At 39.7% G+C, this 19,143-nt stretch carries 16 protein-coding genes; 5 read left to right on the top strand and 11 right to left on the bottom strand.

Translation table 11 applies throughout. The features are described 5' to 3' along the window. Positions 1-10 precede the first annotated feature (10 nt). From AC6H0V_RS16555 to AC6H0V_RS16530, 6 genes are all read right to left on the bottom strand, one after another. On the bottom strand, positions 11-1,357 hold the full coding sequence (locus AC6H0V_RS16555; protein WP_497561312.1) for a DUF58 domain-containing protein: 1,347 nt from the start codon (positions 1,355-1,357) through the stop codon (positions 11-13). A gap of 157 nt (positions 1,358-1,514) precedes the next feature. Then, entirely contained in the window at positions 1,515-2,492 is a 978-nt protein-coding gene (locus tag AC6H0V_RS16550; RefSeq protein ID WP_497561311.1) for an AAA family ATPase, read from the bottom strand. A gap of 2 nt (positions 2,493-2,494) precedes the next feature. Further along, complete coding sequence (locus tag AC6H0V_RS16545; RefSeq protein ID WP_497561310.1) at positions 2,495-3,673, bottom strand: DUF4350 domain-containing protein; 1,179 nt, start codon at positions 3,671-3,673, stop codon at positions 2,495-2,497. Further along, on the bottom strand, positions 3,670-4,413 hold the full coding sequence (locus tag AC6H0V_RS16540; RefSeq protein ID WP_497561309.1) for a hypothetical protein: 744 nt from the start codon (positions 4,411-4,413) through the stop codon (positions 3,670-3,672). Before AC6H0V_RS16540 ends, AC6H0V_RS16545 begins: the two co-directional genes overlap by 4 nt. 25 nt (positions 4,414-4,438) lie before the next feature. Next, positions 4,439-5,344 carry a hypothetical protein gene (locus AC6H0V_RS16535; RefSeq protein ID WP_497561308.1) on the bottom strand — a complete coding sequence of 302 codons (906 nt, stop codon included), beginning with the start codon at positions 5,342-5,344 and terminating at the stop codon, positions 4,439-4,441. Further along, positions 5,328-6,317 (bottom strand): stage II sporulation protein M, encoded by a 990-nt coding sequence (locus AC6H0V_RS16530; RefSeq protein ID WP_497561307.1) that lies wholly within the window; start codon positions 6,315-6,317, stop codon positions 5,328-5,330. Before AC6H0V_RS16530 ends, AC6H0V_RS16535 begins: the two co-directional genes overlap by 17 nt. Before the next feature lie 89 nt (positions 6,318-6,406). On the opposite strand from AC6H0V_RS16530, the gene AC6H0V_RS16525 reads away from it, so the two are divergent. Further along, entirely contained in the window at positions 6,407-7,141 is a 735-nt protein-coding gene (locus tag AC6H0V_RS16525; RefSeq protein ID WP_497561306.1) for an RDD family protein, read from the top strand. Between the two features lie 97 nt (positions 7,142-7,238). Here AC6H0V_RS16525 and AC6H0V_RS16520 read toward each other — a convergent pair whose 3' ends face one another. From AC6H0V_RS16520 to AC6H0V_RS16500, 5 genes are all read right to left on the bottom strand, one after another. Continuing rightward, positions 7,239-7,949 (bottom strand): SGNH/GDSL hydrolase family protein, encoded by a 711-nt coding sequence (locus tag AC6H0V_RS16520; RefSeq protein WP_497561305.1) that lies wholly within the window; start codon positions 7,947-7,949, stop codon positions 7,239-7,241. A 40-nt stretch (positions 7,950-7,989) separates the two neighbouring features. Beyond that, a complete protein-coding gene (locus AC6H0V_RS16515; protein WP_497561304.1) occupies positions 7,990-8,298 on the bottom strand; it encodes a DUF2752 domain-containing protein in 309 nt (102 codons plus the stop codon). Positions 8,299-8,336: 38 nt separating this feature from the next. Continuing rightward, entirely contained in the window at positions 8,337-8,798 is a 462-nt protein-coding gene (locus AC6H0V_RS16510) for a DUF5684 domain-containing protein (RefSeq protein WP_497561303.1), read from the bottom strand. 220 nt (positions 8,799-9,018) lie between these two features. Beyond that, a complete protein-coding gene (lipB, locus tag AC6H0V_RS16505) occupies positions 9,019-9,747 on the bottom strand; it encodes a lipoyl(octanoyl) transferase LipB (RefSeq protein WP_497561302.1) in 729 nt (242 codons plus the stop codon). Positions 9,748-9,800: 53 nt separating this feature from the next. Further along, positions 9,801-10,442: a 4'-phosphopantetheinyl transferase family protein gene (locus AC6H0V_RS16500; RefSeq protein ID WP_497561301.1), complete on the bottom strand. Its 642-nt coding sequence runs from the start codon at positions 10,440-10,442 to the stop codon at positions 9,801-9,803. Positions 10,443-10,511: 69 nt separating this feature from the next. Between AC6H0V_RS16500 and dcd the strand changes: the two genes are divergently transcribed. The 4 genes from dcd (at position 10,512) to AC6H0V_RS16480 (ending at position 19,143) form a co-directional block, all read left to right on the top strand. Then, positions 10,512-11,048 (top strand): dCTP deaminase, encoded by a 537-nt coding sequence (gene dcd, locus AC6H0V_RS16495; RefSeq protein WP_497561300.1) that lies wholly within the window; start codon positions 10,512-10,514, stop codon positions 11,046-11,048. A gap of 132 nt (positions 11,049-11,180) precedes the next feature. Next, entirely contained in the window at positions 11,181-13,883 is a 2,703-nt protein-coding gene (locus tag AC6H0V_RS16490; protein ID WP_497561299.1) for a carboxypeptidase-like regulatory domain-containing protein, read from the top strand. Further along, positions 13,883-16,624 carry a TonB-dependent receptor plug domain-containing protein gene (locus AC6H0V_RS16485; protein ID WP_497561298.1) on the top strand — a complete coding sequence of 914 codons (2,742 nt, stop codon included), beginning with the start codon at positions 13,883-13,885 and terminating at the stop codon, positions 16,622-16,624. Before AC6H0V_RS16490 ends, AC6H0V_RS16485 begins: the two co-directional genes overlap by 1 nt. Positions 16,625-16,695: 71 nt before the next feature. Then, positions 16,696-19,143 (top strand): TonB-dependent receptor, encoded by a 2,448-nt coding sequence (locus AC6H0V_RS16480; RefSeq protein ID WP_497561297.1) that lies wholly within the window; start codon positions 16,696-16,698, stop codon positions 19,141-19,143.

Raw genomic sequence — 19,143 nt, 5'->3', positions numbered from 1 at the left:
GATTCAGAAATTAGATCTGTTGTTTAGCTTTTATGGCCAGATACCTGTTCACAACGTTTACCGTTAGTTTTTGCGGAGGGGTTAACAAGCTTAGGATCCCATGTTTGGTTAATTCTTTTACTATCAATTTCTTTTCAAAAGCAAATTTTTCGGCAATGGTTTTAATGTAAATACCTTCTACATCCTGAGCTGGTTCTTCACTCAGGGTTTTTAAGGTGGTATTTTCAAAAAATACAACGAGAAGCAAGTGGAATTTTGCAATTCTTTTGAGAAAAGGCAATTGCCTTTCGAGGGCGCTCATGCTTTCGAAATTAGTAAAAAATACAACTAAGCTTCGTTGTTTTAAGGTTGCTCTAACACTGATGTACAGAGCCTCCATATCCGTTTCCAGATACCGGGTTTTCTCTTTGTACAACACTTCCATAATTTTATTCAGTTGCATTGGCCGTCGATCGGCAGGCACCACACTCCCTGTTTTTTCGGCAACGGTAATCAGGCCAGCCTTATCTTGTTTAACTAAGGCTACACTGCTCAAAATGAGGGTGGCATTAATGGCATAATCAAGTAGGCTCAAGCCTTCAAATGGCATTTTCATGGCTCTCGATTTATCAATTACACAATAGATGTGCTGTGCTTTTTCATCGGTATAGGAGTTTACCATCAGATCACCTTTTCGAGCGGTCGCCTTCCAGTTTACGGTTCGGTAATCATCGCCCGCCACATAGGTTTTCACTTGGTCAAATTCCAGGCTATGGCCAATTCTTCGCATTTTTTTTATCCCGATATCGGTTAAGCGATTGGATATGGCCATCAATTCATATTGCCTTAACTTTAGAAAAGAGGGGTAAACGGGAATTATTTTATCTCCTACAACATTAAATCGGCGGCTAAGTAGGCCCAAAGGCGATGAAACATATAAACGTGTTAGCCCAAAATCATATTCACCACGTTTTGTTGGGCGCAAAAAATAACTGATTGCCTTTTGTTCGCGGGGCGATAGAGAGGTCTTAAACCATAGATCTCGCTTTTGGAACTGAAAAGGAATCTCGTCAATGATGCCAATCTTTACCGGAAAACTATAAAAATTCTCGAGATAGATTGTTAATTCGTTTTCATCACCATTACTTAATCTGTCTGGGACTTCCCTGCGTAAAAAAACTCCTCTTTGCGTACGATAAAGCAAAACTAGATCAACCCCTACCAGAACCATTAACACCCCAAAAACGTAATAAGGTAACTGTTTTAAGATTGGAATAAAGAAAGAAAACAAAAATAAGGCAACACAGCAGCCAAGGGCGATGAATAATCGATTGCCCAAAAACAGATCCGTATAGTAGTTTCTAAAGAATGATTTCACTTTTATGATTGCTCCGATGATTTAAACTAATTTTCACGTTGTGGTTGATTGCACCGATTAAAGGATTACACCCCTGCCTGCCGGCAGGCAGGGATTAATCTCTTCCAGCGCTATGCTCCATGCTCCCTGCTCAAAACTCCAAACTCCATGCTCCATGCTACCTCGGCACCTCAATTTTCTTAATAATCTGCCCTACCACATCAGCAGTGGTTAGGCCTTCCATTTCTTTTTCTGGGCTTAGCATAATGCGGTGTGCTAAAACTGGCGCGGCTACTTTCACAATATCATCTGGTGTTACAAAATCACGCCCAGCCATTGCAGCTATGGCCTTAGCGCCATTTATCATTGCCAGTGATGCCCGAGGTGAGGCGCCAAGGTATAGCGATTTATTGTTCCGGGTTTCGTGGGTAATCTGCGCTGCATAAGCCAATAATTTGGGTTCAACAACCAATGATTTAATGGTTGCCCTCAATGATTTCACCTGATCAGTAGAAAGTACAGGTTTGACCTCATTAAGCTGATCAACTGTCTTTAGCTGGTGCTGATTGGTTAAGATCTCTATTTCTTCCTCCAAGCTTGGATATTTAACCTCGATCTTAAACAAAAAACGATCAAGCTGTGCTTCTGGTAACCGATATGTTCCTTCTTGCTCGATAGGATTTTGAGTGGCCAACACCATAAATGGTTCTTCCAAAAGATAAGTGCTGCCATCAACGGTAATCTGCCGTTCTTCCATCGCTTCAAAAAGGGCTGATTGAGTTTTTGCGGGAGCTCGGTTAATTTCGTCAACCAAAATAATATTGCCAAAAATGGGGCCTTGACGAAATTGGAATTCTGCTGTTTTGGGACTAAAAACTGCCGTACCTAATACATCAGAAGGCATTAGATCGGGTGTAAACTGAATTCGAGAAAATTTAGCCGAGATGCATTTGGCTACTAATTTGGCACTCAAGGTTTTGGCAACCCCTGGTACCCCTTCCAATAAAAGATGCCCATCGGCCAATAAACCGGCGATCAAGAGATCGATGGTATCTTTTTGGCCAACAATGATCTTTCCAAGGGATTGTCGGATCTGATCTACTGCAGCGCTTAACTGGCTTAAATCTGTTCTTTGGTTAAACATTTCCTGTTCCATAGTTATTGGTCTTGTTTATAAAATTGTTCAATTATTTTATTAAGGCTAATCAGTTGCTTATCAGTTACCTGATAACCTCCTTTAAGATAGGTTATCTCTACAAAAAGTTCTTCTATCACCTCTGGTTTAACACTTGAAATTCTGATTAGCGATTCCTTAAATTCCTGATTAAGTTCTGTTGTTTTTATCCTGTACTTATTTCTGATATATTCAAAGAGATACGTCACCTTTTTCTCGGCAATGTCCCTGTTGTTGCGTTGTTGATAATATACCCTACCTACCACTTGAACAAATTCTACCGATGTATTTTTTAGCGCATTGATTACCGGAATGATGCGTTGTCTTCTTTTCATCTCAAAAAGTACAAAAACACACAAAGCAAATAGTGATATGTAGTAGGCCCAGCGCAATTGGTCGTAGTGAAAGAAAACCCTCAATACAGATTTATTTTGTGTATCCGGTCTTGTAAAATGTTCATCCCAGATTAAAGTTTCTGCCTTAGGCAGATAAGAAAGGGCTTTGGATGCATAATCTTGTCCATCTTCCCTTAACAAGCTGTAGTTGGTTAATAACTGAGGGTTTGGCAGAATAAATAACGACCCTTTTCCATACCGGTATTGTATGAAATTCACGCGATCATTATCTAATTTTCCTAAAACTATCGCTTTGTCGTTGGTCACATTAAAATACTGTTCACTAATTCCTTTGTCGAAATAATAATCTAACTCTCTTTTTAATACCGGGTTAACAAAGTTGATAGGGTAGTTACGTCTATTCCCAAAAGTAAAATCAGATGCGATATTTAGTTTAAGTGTATCGAGCAACACGCCCTGAATTTGGTATGCAGCTAAAAAAATATTTCCTCCTCCTCTCATATAGCTTACCATTTCGCGGTAATCAAGCTTATCTATTTTTAAGTTAGAGCCAATGATAAATAGATTAGAAGCTCCCTTTGCTTTTTCTTTTAACGTGTTGTAAATCGGATTTTGAACCGTTTTTATTTTAGTACCGGGGAAAATATCATGAATTCGCTGACGTAAAATGTATGTTCCAAAAGGGATTTTGTCTTCAGAAAGATAAGTGGGAGCCCAATTGGTTGGTTTGGGCTTAAAGTATTGCAACAGGAAATAACCGATCATAAGAAGGCTACCAAAAATTAGATATTTTTTGAAGCCGCTCATCTCGTTTGTTGGTTAAATTTTAAAAATGATTCGTTAACTACTTCAAAACTGCTTTTATCAATAAAGAACTCGCCATACCAGATATATTCAAACTGGTTGGTAAGCTTGGCAAATTCTCGTTGGATTTCTTGGTTTTCTATTTCTAAAACATAAGCCTGATTGGTTTTTTCCATCTGCCAATCGATAAACTGGGTATCGCTCAGCTTCTTCAAGGTTTTTAAGTATAACAATCTCACCGCTAACCGATAGTTGGAGTTTTGGAGCGCATTAGCGAGTTGTTCATCGAAATTAATTTCGTGAATATTTTCTAAACTTTCTTCGTAAGGAACCTCTATTGATTTTGATTTTCTGGCAAGCAACCTCAAATCCAATCCAATTATTTTAATTACGATAAAAGAAACAAGGCCAATCAGCACAACAATCAGAAACCACTTCAAGAAAACAAATAAAACTTTGCTCATTCCAGTGGCAGATTTACCTCCCCCACTAAAAATTTTATCGATGATGTGCCACACCCATCTCCAAAACCGGCCCCACCAGCTTAGCCCTTTTGGAGCTACATCATCATATATAAATTCTTTTTGCTTGCTGTATGCGTTTATTGCCTGTTCATTAAATTTCCTCAGTTCAACTTTGCTACTATCCAATTGTAAAACCACTCGTTTTTTCGTTTTCGCCACCTTTGACACTGGCTGATGTACAGCAGTTGCGTGCACAGCAGTTGTACAGCTAAAAAACATTAAAAAAACCAGCAAAAAGCGCATATTAATATTCTTCGGGTATGTTCTCTGTTGGCGGAGCTGAAGCATTCTGCCCCAAACCATCAATTCTTGAAAGCAAACCAACGCTCTCTTTACGTTCAACCAAATTAAAATAGATGAATGTTGCGCAAATAATCGGAATGATCATGAATATTTGGGAAACGTACTGTGAAATAGAGGTGACGATTACATACCCTTTAGAGATGGGCTGTTCCAAGTGCGTCAGAGAAATAGCCATTGCAATAATTACTGCAGGAATCTGGATTACCAAGGTACAGGCATAGGTGATTAACCAAATTACCAAAAAAGTAGCCGCAGTAATCCACCATTCATTCTTCAGTAAATTAAACGAACGATCAAAGGAATAACTTAGGCTTGCATTTTCCAAAATCATTATCGGATAGAACAATGATACTGCAGGGAAAACATAAACTCCTGGAAAAAAACACAACACAAAGCATAGCATTAAAAATAGGGTCATCACAAATCCACTTCCTAGCATACGCCAAAAGTAAAACTTAAAATACGACCACACTTCTGGTAATGTAGGGGCAATATTCCCTTTCTGGGTATAAATAGAGATATAGCTTAGCACTGTAACATACATAGCCGTATAATTAAGCATTACAAACAGTATGAGTAGTGCATAATTAAAACTGAAATTATAAAACATGTTAAAGGGCGAATTACTATATGAGCCTGCTATTCTTCTATTGCCCACATCTTCAAAAAAAGTTGACATTTGTAATTGGGCCATAATTTGGCTAATCATCGCTCCCAAAATAAAAATTCCGCAAAAAGAGAAAAATGCTTTTAATAAAGGTTTAAAATTTTGCTTAATAAAGAGCATGGTATCCCCAATAATTTCTCCAAAATCCCGGATTTTTTTAAATTCAATTCTTTCTTTCATAATGAGGCGTAGTGCTGCGTTTAAATAAAATTATTGGATAAAGGATAACATACCATACCATAAAAACCAGGGAACTTACCAAGATGGAAATACTTAACCAAATGGGCATATCGGTATGCCTCGTAATAAAACTTTCGAAAAATGCGGCCAACAAAATAATGGGCACAAGACCAAGGGCTATTTTTGAAGCGTCTTTTGCACTATTTTTAAAGGCAACCTTGCGTGTATACGTTTTCGGAAACAACAAACCGTGTCCCAGAGCCAGACCTGCACCCCCAGCCACGATAATCGAAAGGATTTCTAGCGTACCGTGGATCCAGATCACTAAGATAGACTGGGCTCCCAAACCTTTGCTAAAAAAATAATATTCGAAAGCTCCCAACATAATGCCATTTCTGAGCATAATAAATACTGGAGGGATAGCGAGCAGTACACCACTGATCACTGTTAATAATGTAACCTTGATATTATTGGTAGCAATAAAAAAGAACATGGAGAATTCTCCCTGTTTCTTATACACCCCGAATGGATCACCTTTTGCAATATTCTCATTGGTGCTGTTTACATAGCTATCGCCTAAAATTAACCGCAGAAAGGTATCGTCATATTTGGCCGATAAGGCGCCAATGGTTGCCGAAATAACAAAGAAAATTAGGGAATATAAAAGCTGTTTCCTGTATTTATAAAAAAGCAATGGCAATTCATATTTCCAAAAACGAATGAACCGTCCTTTTTCTTCCTTTTTGTTTTTATAGATGGCCTGGTGCAATAATGAAGCAATGCCATTTAAATAAGCAGTTGTTTGAGATTTTGGGTAAAATGTTTTAGCGTAGGCCAGATCGTTGGTAATATCGATAAAGCGATGTCCAAGCTCATCCGGATTCCCTGGTTCTCCAGTAGGACTGCCAGTGGCACTAGCTTCATAGCTCTTCCATTTCTCTGAATTCTGTTTTACAAACAGCGCCTCTCTCATAAACCAATTCGGGATTAATATTTCGTTAAAATAAAACAAAATTTCAATTAGTCAATAAAAAATAAAAAACCCTATTATATTTGGATGAGATGGAAACAGTTAAAGTAAATACCAGTCAGCACATAGATATAGATTATCCTGTGGCAGGACTTGGCGAACGTACCGCAGCAAGAGTAATAGACTTGGGGCTAGTTATTGTTTTTAGCTTTGTAGTGGGGTTCATTTTAATTTTAACTGGCTTGGCAGAATCCAGGATTGTGCTCATTGTTGCCGCAGTGGTGATTTATGGAGGCGGATTTGTTTTTTATGATCTGCTATGCGAAATCTTCATGAACGGTCAAAGTGTGGGGAAAAGGATTCTAAAGATTAAAGTCATCAGCCTTGATGGCGCACAACCTTCTTTAGGACAATATTTTATCAGGTGGGTCTTTAGGATTGTTGATTTTTCGCCCTTAACAGCAGGTGTGGGAGGATTTGTAGCGGTCGCGGTTACCGATAACAAACAGCGGATTGGAGACCTTGTAGCCGGAACAACGTTAATTAAAACTGTACCTAGAACTAAGTTCCAGCATATTGCTTTCCATCCAGTGGAAGATGAATATGTTCCTGTTTTTGATAATGTAAACAAGATGTCTGATCAAGATATCGAACTTATTCATGAAGTTTTACGCACTTATTATAAAACCTATAAACATGATTTGATTTATCATATGGCTGGGAGGGTAGCTGGTCATTTAGGTATAACCATCCCCACTGGAATGAATGAACTCGATTTCTTGAAGACAGTGGTAATGGATTATAATCAGATCACCTCAAGGAATTAATTATGGCTGTCAGTCTGAGCGTAGTCGAAGACATCAGCAAATCTTCGGGCGTACATAAATATACGGCCCTTCGACTCCGCTCAGGGTGACATTTGATTTAGTTCATCCCGGCAACTACTTTTGGTGCTACCAATGCCGCCCATTGGACATACATCTTCCCAGAGGGATGTAAGCCATCGTTTGCAATCAACGATGCGTCGGTTGCCGCTAATCTAGAGCCTGGGGTAATGTCGGTATAACTGATTCCCATTGCCAACGTAATTTCTCTGTTTACAGCATTAAAATCATCTATTTCGTTTGCGATTACCATTGGATCCCTGCCGCTTGACTGGCCAAAGGGCGTTACACCCCAATCGGGGATAGAAACCACAAAAACATGTTTTTTATTACTGCCCGCAAAGCTGATCGCGGTTTGCAACAATTCGGTAAATTCCTTCCGATATTCGTTTATCGAATTCCCTCGATATTGGTTGTTTACACCGATCAACAATGTAACGATATCATACTGAGCTGGAAGACCATTGTCTGCCTTGACCGCATATAGCAGCTCGCCCGTGGTCCAGCCAGTTTTGGCAATAATTTTAGGCGGCGAAGAAAACTTCAATCCAAGGCCATTCAATTGTTTAACAAGTTGATGAGGGAAACACTCTTGCGAACTTACTGATTCCCCAATCGTGTACGAATCGCCCAGGGCGAGGTACGTAAATGTTTTTTCGTCCGTTTTTGGCAATGAATCCATGCTATTGTCTATTGGTTTTTTACAAGCCAATAATAAGCAAATTGACAAGATAATGGTATGAAGTTTCATCCTCAATTTACGAGATAAGATGAGACGCGGTTTTTTGCCCTTAATGCAATTGATGAGTTAAAATTTTATAACCATAATTAATTACCACGATAGCCCCTGTTGTAAAGTAACAGATTTTCAAAAATTTCGACTCGGTTTCCCATTTAAAAAAAGTGGCCGATACACCCATGCCAGCACTGATCAGAAAGGGTATTGCCGGAGGATAAAGCAAAAAGCTTTGATAAAGATCTCCATGAAAAAGCGCAATAACCGCCCGCTGGAAACCACACCCCGGGCAATCCAAATGGGTAAGATATTTGAAAGGGCAAGGAATTAGAAACGAATCCGCTTTGCCTAAAATAAAAGACAAAACGGATTGAATATAAATTAATAAGTAGAGCAAAGGAATTAAGCTTGTGGTGGTGGGGGTTGATTGAAAGGGTTATTTGGACCAAAAGGATTGTTAAAGCTTTGAGCTTCTGCGGCTGACGGGCCTAAATACTTCGAATTGCCAAAAGCCAAAATTGGCCAGAAAACGAATGGTAAAAGGAGTAGACCTACTGTAAATCCTTCATCTTTGCCAAAGCTTTTACTCATTAAATTATGCAACCATATTACAAATATAAAATTAACGCAGGGTAATAAACACCATAAAAGCCAAATTGTGGGTTTTCCTGTAATTTCAATCATAATGTAGGTATTATAAATCGGAATAATTGCAGCCCAACCAGGTTTGCCCGCTTTTTCAAATACTTTCCACATAGAAACGACCACTAATACAAGAATAGCGCAATAAATAAGGATAAACACGATGCTGATGCCCGCAAAAATGCCAGCAGCACCCGCGTCATAATTTGAAGAATAGTCCATGAGAGTTTGTTTAGTTTAAGTTTATGTTAAAGATAACAGTTATCTCAAAAAAACAAAACGCATATCAAATTATTTACGTTAATAATTGACTATAAGCTGATTACCCCAATAGGTTAGTAATTAACTAGCCACAGGTTAAAAGGATTAATCATCTTAAATCTGTGGCTAAAAATTTTTAAGGCAAGTGATTAATTGGGGATTGTCTATGTCAAGGCGGACCCTACACCAGTTCCATCTTAAACAGATTAGCGATATGATTTTTCAACCTCCCTTTTACTTCCTCCATATCCAAGATCCGTCCTAATTCTCTTTGCATAGAAGTAACATCCTTATCATCAATACCACAGGGCACAATGTTTTTAAAGTATGCCAAGTCTGTATTTACGTTAAATGCAAATCCATGCATAGTTACCCACCGGCTGCACCGAACACCTAAGGCACAAATCTTACGAGCCTTATCATTATCGGCGTCGAGCCAAACTCCTGTATATCCCGGATATCTTCCTGCTGTAATTCCATAATCGGCCAAGGTTAAGATAACAGCTTCTTCGAGGGTTCGCAGATACAAATGGATATCCGTAAAAAAATGATCTAGATCCAATATGGGATAACCCACAATTTGACCAGGGCCATGGTAGGTAATATCACCTCCACGGTTAATTTTATAATAGGTTGCATGCTTTTCGATCAATCCCTGCTCATCCAGTAGCAGATTTTCTGGATGGCCACTCTTACCCAGGGTATATACATGCGGATGTTCGCAAAAAACAAGAAAATTAGGGGTAGCTATATGGCTGCCTTCTGTTCGGTTTTTAGTTTTTAGGGCTACAGTCTGATCAAAGATCAACTCCTGTTGGGTCCATGCTTGTTTATAATCCGTCAAACCCCAATCCATAAATGCAACCTTGACCCCGAAATCCCTTGGAGAATTATCCCTTACATCGTTCATGTTGATTTGACATTTAAAATTGAGCTAAACTGGAAACTGTTTATTGTAAACTGTTAACTAACAACATATCCCAACATATAGCCATCTTTGGTTTTAAAATAGTTAACCTCAAGTTCTTTGGTGCCTTCCGGTAGTTCTACTAGCGCACTTAATGAGCCTTCTTCCTTTAGTTTAAAGGGCTTGATATGGATGTGCTGTTTAAACTCCAGTCCTTTTTTACCATGCCACTTGTAAATCGCCTCCTTTGCACACCAACTTACGTACAACCCGTTGATATTATCTCCGATCTGTTTCTGCGCCAATTCTACATCAGATAAGAACTTATGCTTGATGCTTTTGATTTTCATCTTTATCAATTCGATATCTATTCCAACCTTTTTATCTTTACTGGTAATTACGGCGGCATAATCATATGAATGGCTAAATGAAATATGGGTATCAGAATTAACGAGGTATGGTTTGCCGTGTTCATCCATCTGACAGTCTATATAGTCTGCAGTATTTAACATTGTACGGAGTAATAACCTGGTGCTCAACCAATGTAAGGCTCTTTTTCCATTGCTTAACGAGGCGATTACATCAAGTTCATGCTGTTTAAGCTGTAAGCCCGCAAGCAGTTGTGCTTCGGTTTCTTCAATTTTCCATACCGCAAGTACGGAGTGATCATTAATTTTTTTGTTAAAAACTATTGGCATGTCTTATTTAGGAAATCAATGCAAAAGTATCTTAAATTAATCATAATTTAGTCCAAAATACTTCATAAAATGATCCTCTCTGATAAACGCATCCTCGAAGAAATAGATAAAGGCACCATCATTATCGAACCATTTACTATAGAGTGCCTTGGCACGAACTCTTACGATGTGCATTTGGGCAAATATTTAGCCACCTATAAGGACCGCGTTTTAGATGCTAAAGCACACAATAAAATCGAACATTTCGAAATTCCAAAAGATGGTTTTGTGCTTCAACCCGGAACGTTGTACCTTGGAGTTACGCTAGAGTACACCGAAACGCATGCACATGTCCCATTTTTGGAAGGAAAAAGTAGCACTGGTAGGTTAGGAATCGATATCCATGCCACAGCTGGAAAAGGTGACGTTGGTTTTTGCAACACCTGGACCTTAGAAATTTCTTGTGCCCAACCAGTTCGGATTTATGCGGGCATGCCAATAGGGCAATTAATTTATTTTGCCGTTGACGGGAGCATAACCAACATGTACAACACAAAAGAAGATGCTAAATACAACAATAAAACTACCAAACCCGTTGAAAGTATGATGTTTAAAAATACTTTTTAGTATGTAACTAACTTTTTAAGTGATTTATTTCCATTAAGCCTGAGGTTTTTGTAACTTGAGGCTTAATTGATTCGGTCACAACTGTGTTCCATGTTAAAGATTGGCCGAATAGTTTGAATAGAACCACACCAAATGAAAAGAAAATTCCTGATCCTCCCTCTTGCGCTCCTCACCTTTTTCTCTATATTTTGTTTTTCTGCCTTTGTTGTAGATGATGATCCTTTTTCAGCCTTACTTAAAAAGCTAGAAGAATTTGTCGCCAAAAATCCGCAAGAAAAGGTTTACCTGCACTTGGATAAACCCTATTATGCCATTGGGGATAACATTTGGTTTAAGGCCTATGTTATTGACGCACGTACTTCAGCACCATCAATGTTGAGCAGTATCTTATATGTTGAACTGATAAATGAAAAGGATTCGGTTAAAACTCAGCTCAAATTACCCATGCAAAGTGGCATTACCTGGAGTGATTTTAAACTTAGTGATTCATTAGCAGAAGGAAACTATCGCATCAGGGCGTATACCCAATGGATGCGTAATGCTGGGCCTGCGTTCTTTTTTGATAAGACTATCAAGATCGGTAATTCATGGGCAAATAAAGTCTTTACAAAAACAAGTAGTGTATATAGTCTCGAAAATACAAATCAAAAAGTGATCAGTACTATACAGTTTTCTGATAAAGCTGGTAAACCTTACGATAATGCCCCAGTTAGTTACGAAATACAGCTCAGCAATAGGAATTTAGGTAAAGGCAAGGGCGTTACCAATGCCAATGGCGAATTAAGTGTTACTGTTCTGAATACACAGCCAAACCTGTATAAATCTGGACGAATTATCGCTACCCTTACCTTACCGAATAAGCTTCAGGTAGTAAAAAGCATTCCTATTCTAAGTACTTCAACCGCTACAGATGTTCAATTTTTTCCCGAGGGAGGAAATTTGATCGAGGGACTTCCTTGTAGGATTGCCGTAAAAGCCGTAAACCCAAGTGGTTTAGGCGAAAACCTAAGTGGTTCAATCGTTGATAATGATGGGGTAGAACTTTCTAGATTTGAAACGTCATACTTAGGTATGGGTTCATTTATCTTGAATCCATTGCCCGGAAAAACGTATAAAGCAAAGATAAAATTTGCAAACGGTACCGAAACAACGTTGCCTTTGCCTAAGATAGAAAGTAGTGGTTATGTAATTGCTGTAAATAATATTGATTCGGCAAAAATGAACATCAAAGTAATGCTTTCTGCTGATTTGATGAACAAAGGCGACCTTAGAATGGTTGCGCAGCATAATGGCGCCGTATATTTCGTAACTAAGGTACCTACTTCTAAGCAATTGGTTTCGGTAGTGGCGCCAAAAGAAGAATTCCCCTCTGGCATAGTGCAACTTACTTTGTTTAATCCAGAAGGGCAGCCAGTTTGTGAGCGCATCGCGTTTGTGAATAATAACACTGATAAAATCGATTTAAAAGTCCAGAGCCTTAAATCAACCTACACCAAAAGAGAAAAAGTTCAATTGTCGTTATTGGCAACTAATACCAACAAACCCCTACAGGGAAGCTTCTCTATTGCCGTAACCAACGCATCTGTAATTACCCCTGATCCAGAAAATGAAAGCAACATTTATACCTCACTTCTGCTTACTTCAGACTTGGTTGGCTATGTAGAAAAGCCCAATCGTTATTTCTTAACTAACGACAAAAAAACTAAAGCCAATTTAGACCTGTTGATGCTTACCCAAGGATGGAGAAAAATCGAGTGGCAAAAAGTTGCGGCCTCACAATTTCCAATTATTACCTATCAACCGGAAAAAGCGATGCACATTAGCGGAACCATTACTAAAGGGGGCAAGCCAGTGTCTAGAGGAAAAGTATCATTGTTTTCTAATTCAGGTGGTTTCTTTGCGACAGATACGTTAAGCGATGCCAATGGACGCTTCAATTTTGATCAGATCGCCTTTGGTGAAAATGTGAAATTTGTTGTTCAGGCCCGTACCGATAAAAATAATAAGAATGTACAAATAGATCTTGATGTTGTACCAGGCCAGGTAGTTACAGCAAACAAAAACACTGGAGATATCGAAGTTAACGTTAACGAGGTACTCAAAACTTATTTACAACAAAGCGAAAGCTATTTTAACGAACAGGTTAAACGAGGGTTGCTAGATCAGACCATTTTGTTAAAGGAGGTTAAAATTGTAGAGAAGAAAAATCCTACACCAAACTCGCAAAATTTAAATGGGGCAGGTCGTGCCGATCAAATAGTTACCGCAAAAGATTTAGAGACCGCCTATTCCCTTTCTCAATATTTACAAGGGAGAGTAGCCGGTTTATCAATAATGAATGGAAGGGCTGTCTTGATGCGTGCAGGCGGTAGAGGATCAATGGCCATTGTTTTAGATGGAATGAACATGGGAAGCGAATTTGAATTGGATGATATAAATGTCCAAGACGTTGAAAGTGTGGAGATTTTAAAAAGCATCGGTAACACCGCCATATATGGTGGTGGTGGCAGTAATGGTGTTTTGGTAATTACTACCAAAAGAGGCGCTGGAACTAGCGATTATAATCGCTATTCGCCCGGCATTGTTACCTATTCCCCTAAAGGATATACTCAAGGGCGTGCTTTCTATTCGCCCAAAAATGATTTCAAACCAGATCCTAAAATTGATCTGCGATCAACCGTATACTGGAATCCCCACGTGGTATCAGACCCAACGGGGAAAGCCATGTTTGATTATTTTAATACCGACCAACCTGGCACCTATAGAATTGTAATAGAAGGGATAGATGCAATAGGAAATATAGTGCACAACGTCTCTACCTACCAAGTAAACTAATGAAAAAAACTCTCATCAACCTATGTATTGGACTAATAAGTGTTCTAAGTTTTTCTGCTTTTGTCTCAGACGATGACCCCTTTATCCAATTATTGAAAAAACTTGACGAATATGGGAAAGGGCAGCGCTTAGAAAAAGCCTATCTTCACTTAGATAAACCTTATTATGCTATTGGTGATGATATTTGGTTCAAGGCCTATGTTACCGATAGCAAGACATCCGCGCCTTCTACAATAAGCCATATCATCTATGTAGAATTAATAAATGAAAACGATTCGGTAACTAAACTGCTTAAACTTCCCCTGCTCGGAGGCGTTGCCAATGGCGATTTCAAACTAGAAGACAATTTAAGCGAAGGCAATTATCGAATCCGTGCCTACACTCAGTGGATGAGAAATGCAGGGCCGAGCTTCTTTTTTGATAAAACGATTAAAATTGGTAATTCATGGGCTAATAAAGTATTTACCAAAACAGATTATCAATTTAGCACGATAAATAATGTTGCATCAATAAAAGGGGTGGTAAGGTTTAGCAATAAAACCGAACAGCCCTATATAAATAATCTGGTTAATTATGACGTTCAGGTTGATGGAAAAAGTGTGTTAAAAGGAAAGGGCAATACGGATGCTAATGGAATATTAAATCTGAATATCACAACTGCCCAGTTAGAACAGAAAGCGGCCAAAATAATTGCCACTATCACCATGTCTGATGGGCAAAAAATTACGAAAATCATTCCCGTTAAATTATACCGCTCAGCACTCGATGTGCAGTTCTTTGCTGAAGGAGGGAACTTAATAGAAGGTCTTCCCTGCAAAATTGCGCTAAAGGCCATAAACGGGAATGGCCTCGGAGAGAATGTAAACGGCACGGTTATAGACAATGAAGGCAATGAAGTGGTTAGTTTTGAAACAGCCTACTTGGGAATGGGTAATTTTACGCTCACTCCTTCCGAAGGAAAAACCTATAGTGCTAAAATAAAACAGCCTAATGGTTCTGAAAGGCAATTCGCCTTGCCTAAAGTACAGAAAAGCGGATACGTACTTGCGGTAAACAATAGCGATACAGCCAAACTATCAATAAAGGTAATGTTAAGTCCAGACCTTTTGAACAAAGGCGAGCTCAATCTCATTGCCCAGCATGACGGTAATGTTTTTGTTAATACTAAAGTTGTCACCAGCAAGCAGGTTTCAACAATCGTTGTATCAAAAAAAGAATTCCCCTCGGGCATCGTTCAACTTACCTTATTTGCTCCAAATAATCTGCCCATAAGTGAGCGGATGATTTTTATAGAAAACAAATCTGATAAGATTGGGCTTGTTTCAGATAATATCAAACCGGTATATGGCAAAAAAGGAAGCGTAAGTATAAACATTTCAGCATTAAACAATAATGCCCCAGTACAAGGAAGCTTTTCTGCTTCAGTAACTAACTCAGACATCGTTGCCCCAGATCTAGACAATGAAACCAATATTCTAACGGGTCTATTACTGAGCCCCGACCTTGTGGGTTACGTAGAGAAGCCAAACCATTATTTTTTAAATGACGACATCAACACAAGAATAGAATTAGACAATCTCATGCTTACACAAGGTTGGAGAAAAATAGATTGGACTACTGTAAGCAATTGGCAGCAACCAGTTAGCAGCTATCCTGCCGAAAAATTCATGAATATTAGCGGCGTGGTAACTACCACGAATAAAAAGCCAGTAGTTGGGGGCAAAATTACCTTGCTTTCCTCTTCCAAAGGTATGTTTGTAACCACAACAACTACCAATCAGGATGGACGCTTTAGTTTTGATGATATTAGTTTTGGAGATAGCATTAGGTTTGTTGTGCAGGCAAGTACCAAAGAAGATAAAAAGAACGTAACGATTAAGCTCGATAAATTTCCCGAACAAGTGGTAAGCCAAAGTAAAAATACAGGGGATATCGAAGTGAATGTTAATGCATCCCTTTTAAACTACCTGAAAGAAAGCGAGGAATATTTTGATGATCAGAACAAAAAAGGATTTTTAAATCGGACCAACCAACTTAAGACGGTGAATATCGTTGCGCGAACGAAGCCAGAAGATTTAGCTGCTCCGAATTCATCCAACTTAAATGGACGTGGTAGGGCAAATTCAGTGATAACGGCTAAAGACCTTGAAAATTCGACTTCATTGGCGCAGTACCTTCAGGGAAGAGTGCCTGGCGTGGCCGTTTCTACGCTAGAAGATACTAGAGGTTATCCCATCCTCACTAAACCAAGACCAGCTGATTTGCTTAATCCAGCGCAGCAACCAGTAATGGCTGTATCTCTAGACGGTATGGTTTTACGGGATTTTTCGCTAGATAATATTGAAGTCTCAGATGTAGAAAGTATTGAAGTACTTACCGACGTGTCCTATTCAGCCATTTACGGCTTAGACGGCTATTTCGGGGTGCTTGTAATTACCACAAAACAAGGCAAAGGCCGAAAAATGGCTGATATTTATGCTCCCGGAATTGTTACCTTCTCTCCAAAGGGTTATGATATTCCGCGTAAATTTTATTCGCCTAAATACGATGCAAGCCCCGATAGCAAACCTGATTTGAGGACTACTGTATTTTGGGAACCTCATTTGGTAACGGATGCCAATGGCAAAACAAGCATTAATTATTACAATACGGATCAAGCCGGAAACTATCGGATTGTAATAGAAGGTATTGATGCAAATGGAAGTTTGGCAAGAAAAGTCTTTACTTACTTGGTAAAATAGAACCTATAAAACAGGTAAGAAGTTTCTAGCCGATTAGAGTTTTATCGATAAGGGAATTTAATTAATACGCTATGACAAACAGGTTAAAACTATATCTCCTTAGCCTAACTGTAATTGCTTTGTTAGGCTTCAGGACCGACGAAACGCCGCTTGAAAAACTATTGAAGCACCTGGCAAGGATTACCGCGGCCTACCCACAAGAAAAAGTTCACCTCCATCTAGACAAGCCCTACTATGCCATTGGCGAAGATATCTGGCTAAAGGCCTATCTGGTAACCACCGAAAAAAACGAGCCCTCACTGCTGAGCAGGGTACTCTATGTAGACCTGATCAACGACAAGAACGAAATCGCAAAAAAGCTAACACTGCCCGTAGACAATGGACTTGCATTTGGGAACATCAGTCTGCTCGATAGCCTTAGCTCTGGAACATACCGGATCCGTGCCTACACCAACTACATGCGCAACTACGGAAATGATTTTTTCTTTGAGAAAACCCTTGAAATAGGGAATGTACTGGACGGCCCAGTAACTGCAAAGACCGCCAAAGAAAAGAAACTGGAGCTAAACCTTCAGTTCTTCCCCGAGGGCGGAAACCTGCTTGTGGGCAACAGGACCAAGATCGGGGTAAAGGCGGTAACATCCAACGGGATGGGGGCCAACTTGAGCGGTTACATCCTGAACAGAAACCGGGAAAAGGTGGCCGAATTTACCACCGAGCATGCCGGAATGGGCGCATTTGCCTTCACGCCTCTTGCTGATGAAAGCTATACTGCAGCGGTAACCATAGCCGATGGCAGCACCGAGTCGTTCAGCTTCCCCAAGGCAATAGAAAATGGTTATGCCCTTGCAGTAAACAGCAATGAAGAATATCTTACAGTACGCATATTTGGAAGCCCTAACCTAATTAATGATAAAGAAGTCTTCTTGATAGGTCAGTCTAATGGAATTGTCTATACTTCTTTTGTGAGCAAAATGGACAGGGCAAATCTTCTGGCCCACATCCCAAAAAAGGATTTTCCTACGGGCATTGTTCATTTCACACTCTTTGATAGCGAAAGCAGACCTGTTTCAGAGCGGCTGGTATTCGTAGACCATCAGGACAGGTTAAAAATTGAGGTAAAACTGAGTAATGGCTCAACCGCCACAAAAAAGAAGGTGGATATGAACCTGCTTACCACAGACGTACATGGGAACCTCGTTGACGGAAACTTTTCGGTTGCCGTGGTAGACGAGGGAAAGGTGCCCGCTAACGAGGATGGGGAAGTGACCATCCTTTCCAACCTTTTGCTAAGCTCAGATCTAAAGGGCTTTATAGAACAGCCCAACTACTACTTCAATCCAGCAAATGCCGATAGGGAAAAGCACCTCGACCAGCTGTTGCTTACCCAGGGATGGAGAAGGTTTGTTTGGCAGGATATAGTGAACGATAAGGATCCCGTGCTTACCTTCAGGCCAGAAGAGAGCCTAGAGATCAGTGGACAGATCACCATGGGGAACAGGCCCATGGCGGATGCAAAAATAAACCTCTTTTCAACCCTTCCGACCTTCTTCCTGAACCTTGATACCGTATCCAATGCCCAGGGAAATTTCCTGTTCGACAGGCTGGAACTGCCAGACAGCGCTTCCTTTATTATCCAGGCCAAGTCAAAGAGCAACAGCAAGGACATCCTGATCAAGGTAAACCAGCGGCCGTCGGTTAGCCCCTCTACTTTTACGGCAAGCTCTATAAACATCCTCCCCTATTTACAGAGCACCAAGGAACTCTATGTGGAGCTCAACAAGTTTAATAAGCTAGACAAAGGCATTTCTTTAAAACAGGTAACAATAACAGCTCCCCACGTGCTTAAGCCAACTGTTAATGTGAAGGGTTCAACAAATGCAAGTGGCTCGGTAGATCAGGTGATTACTGCTAAAATGCTTGAAGGGGCAATCAATATTTTCAGTCCGTTTTACAAAACCCCGGGAGTAATGGTCAAAATGGTAGGCGGTAAAAGAATGATTTTTCCAACTAGGGCTCAAAAGTCGCTCACGGCAAATCCCCCCATGTTGCTCATCATAGATGGTGTACAAGTTAAACAGACGGAGGCCCCTGATTTTATTGAGAGTATCAATCCAGCTGATGTAGAGGGAATCGAGGTGCTAACGAGCTATTATAACCTTACTGTTTTAGGTCCTGATGCTTCTAGCGGGGCAATATACATTACCACTAAATCTGGTGGAGGTGCACCCATTGTTCCGGCAACAAACATTGCCAAGTTAACACACATTGGTTATACCGCTAAAAAAGAGTTTTTTTCTCCTGCCTATGATAATCCCAACACAAATCAAGAGATGCAGGATTTACGTAGTACGATTTATTGGAACCCCAAAGTTGGAACTAATGTAAAAGGAGAAACCAACTTAAGTTTTTTTAATGCCAGCGCCCCAGGAAAATATCGCATTACCATAGAAGGAATGGATGCATTTGGTAATCTTGGGAGAAAAGTCTTTACCTACGAAGTGTCCCAACTAAATTAA

The sequence above is a fragment of the Pedobacter sp. NO84 genome (assembly GCF_059703915.1).
The sequence above is the reverse complement of the archived record's forward strand: the minus strand, read 5'-3'. Positions and strand labels throughout refer to the sequence as shown.

Coding starts and splice junctions, on each gene's coding strand:
- AC6H0V_RS16545 (WP_497561310.1), bottom strand. CDS start 3,673: ATGAGCGGCTTCAAAAAATATCTAATTTTTGGTAGCCTTCTTATGATC.
- AC6H0V_RS16540 (WP_497561309.1), bottom strand. CDS start 4,413: ATGTTTTTTAGCTGTACAACTGCTGTGCACGCAACTGCTGTACATCAG.
- AC6H0V_RS16530 (WP_497561307.1), bottom strand. CDS start 6,317: ATGAGAGAGGCGCTGTTTGTAAAACAGAATTCAGAGAAATGGAAGAGC.
- dcd (WP_497561300.1), top strand. CDS start 10,512: ATGATCCTCTCTGATAAACGCATCCTCGAAGAAATAGATAAAGGCACC.
- AC6H0V_RS16550 (WP_497561311.1), bottom strand. CDS start 2,492: ATGGAACAGGAAATGTTTAACCAAAGAACAGATTTAAGCCAGTTAAGC.
- AC6H0V_RS16480 (WP_497561297.1), top strand. CDS start 16,696: ATGACAAACAGGTTAAAACTATATCTCCTTAGCCTAACTGTAATTGCT.
- AC6H0V_RS16500 (WP_497561301.1), bottom strand. CDS start 10,442: ATGCCAATAGTTTTTAACAAAAAAATTAATGATCACTCCGTACTTGCG.
- AC6H0V_RS16485 (WP_497561298.1), top strand. CDS start 13,883: ATGAAAAAAACTCTCATCAACCTATGTATTGGACTAATAAGTGTTCTA.
- AC6H0V_RS16490 (WP_497561299.1), top strand. CDS start 11,181: ATGAAAAGAAAATTCCTGATCCTCCCTCTTGCGCTCCTCACCTTTTTC.
- AC6H0V_RS16510 (WP_497561303.1), bottom strand. CDS start 8,798: ATGGACTATTCTTCAAATTATGACGCGGGTGCTGCTGGCATTTTTGCG.
- AC6H0V_RS16525 (WP_497561306.1), top strand. CDS start 6,407: ATGGAAACAGTTAAAGTAAATACCAGTCAGCACATAGATATAGATTAT.
- lipB (WP_497561302.1), bottom strand. CDS start 9,747: ATGAACGATGTAAGGGATAATTCTCCAAGGGATTTCGGGGTCAAGGTT.
- AC6H0V_RS16520 (WP_497561305.1), bottom strand. CDS start 7,949: ATGAAACTTCATACCATTATCTTGTCAATTTGCTTATTATTGGCTTGT.
- AC6H0V_RS16535 (WP_497561308.1), bottom strand. CDS start 5,344: ATGAAAGAAAGAATTGAATTTAAAAAAATCCGGGATTTTGGAGAAATT.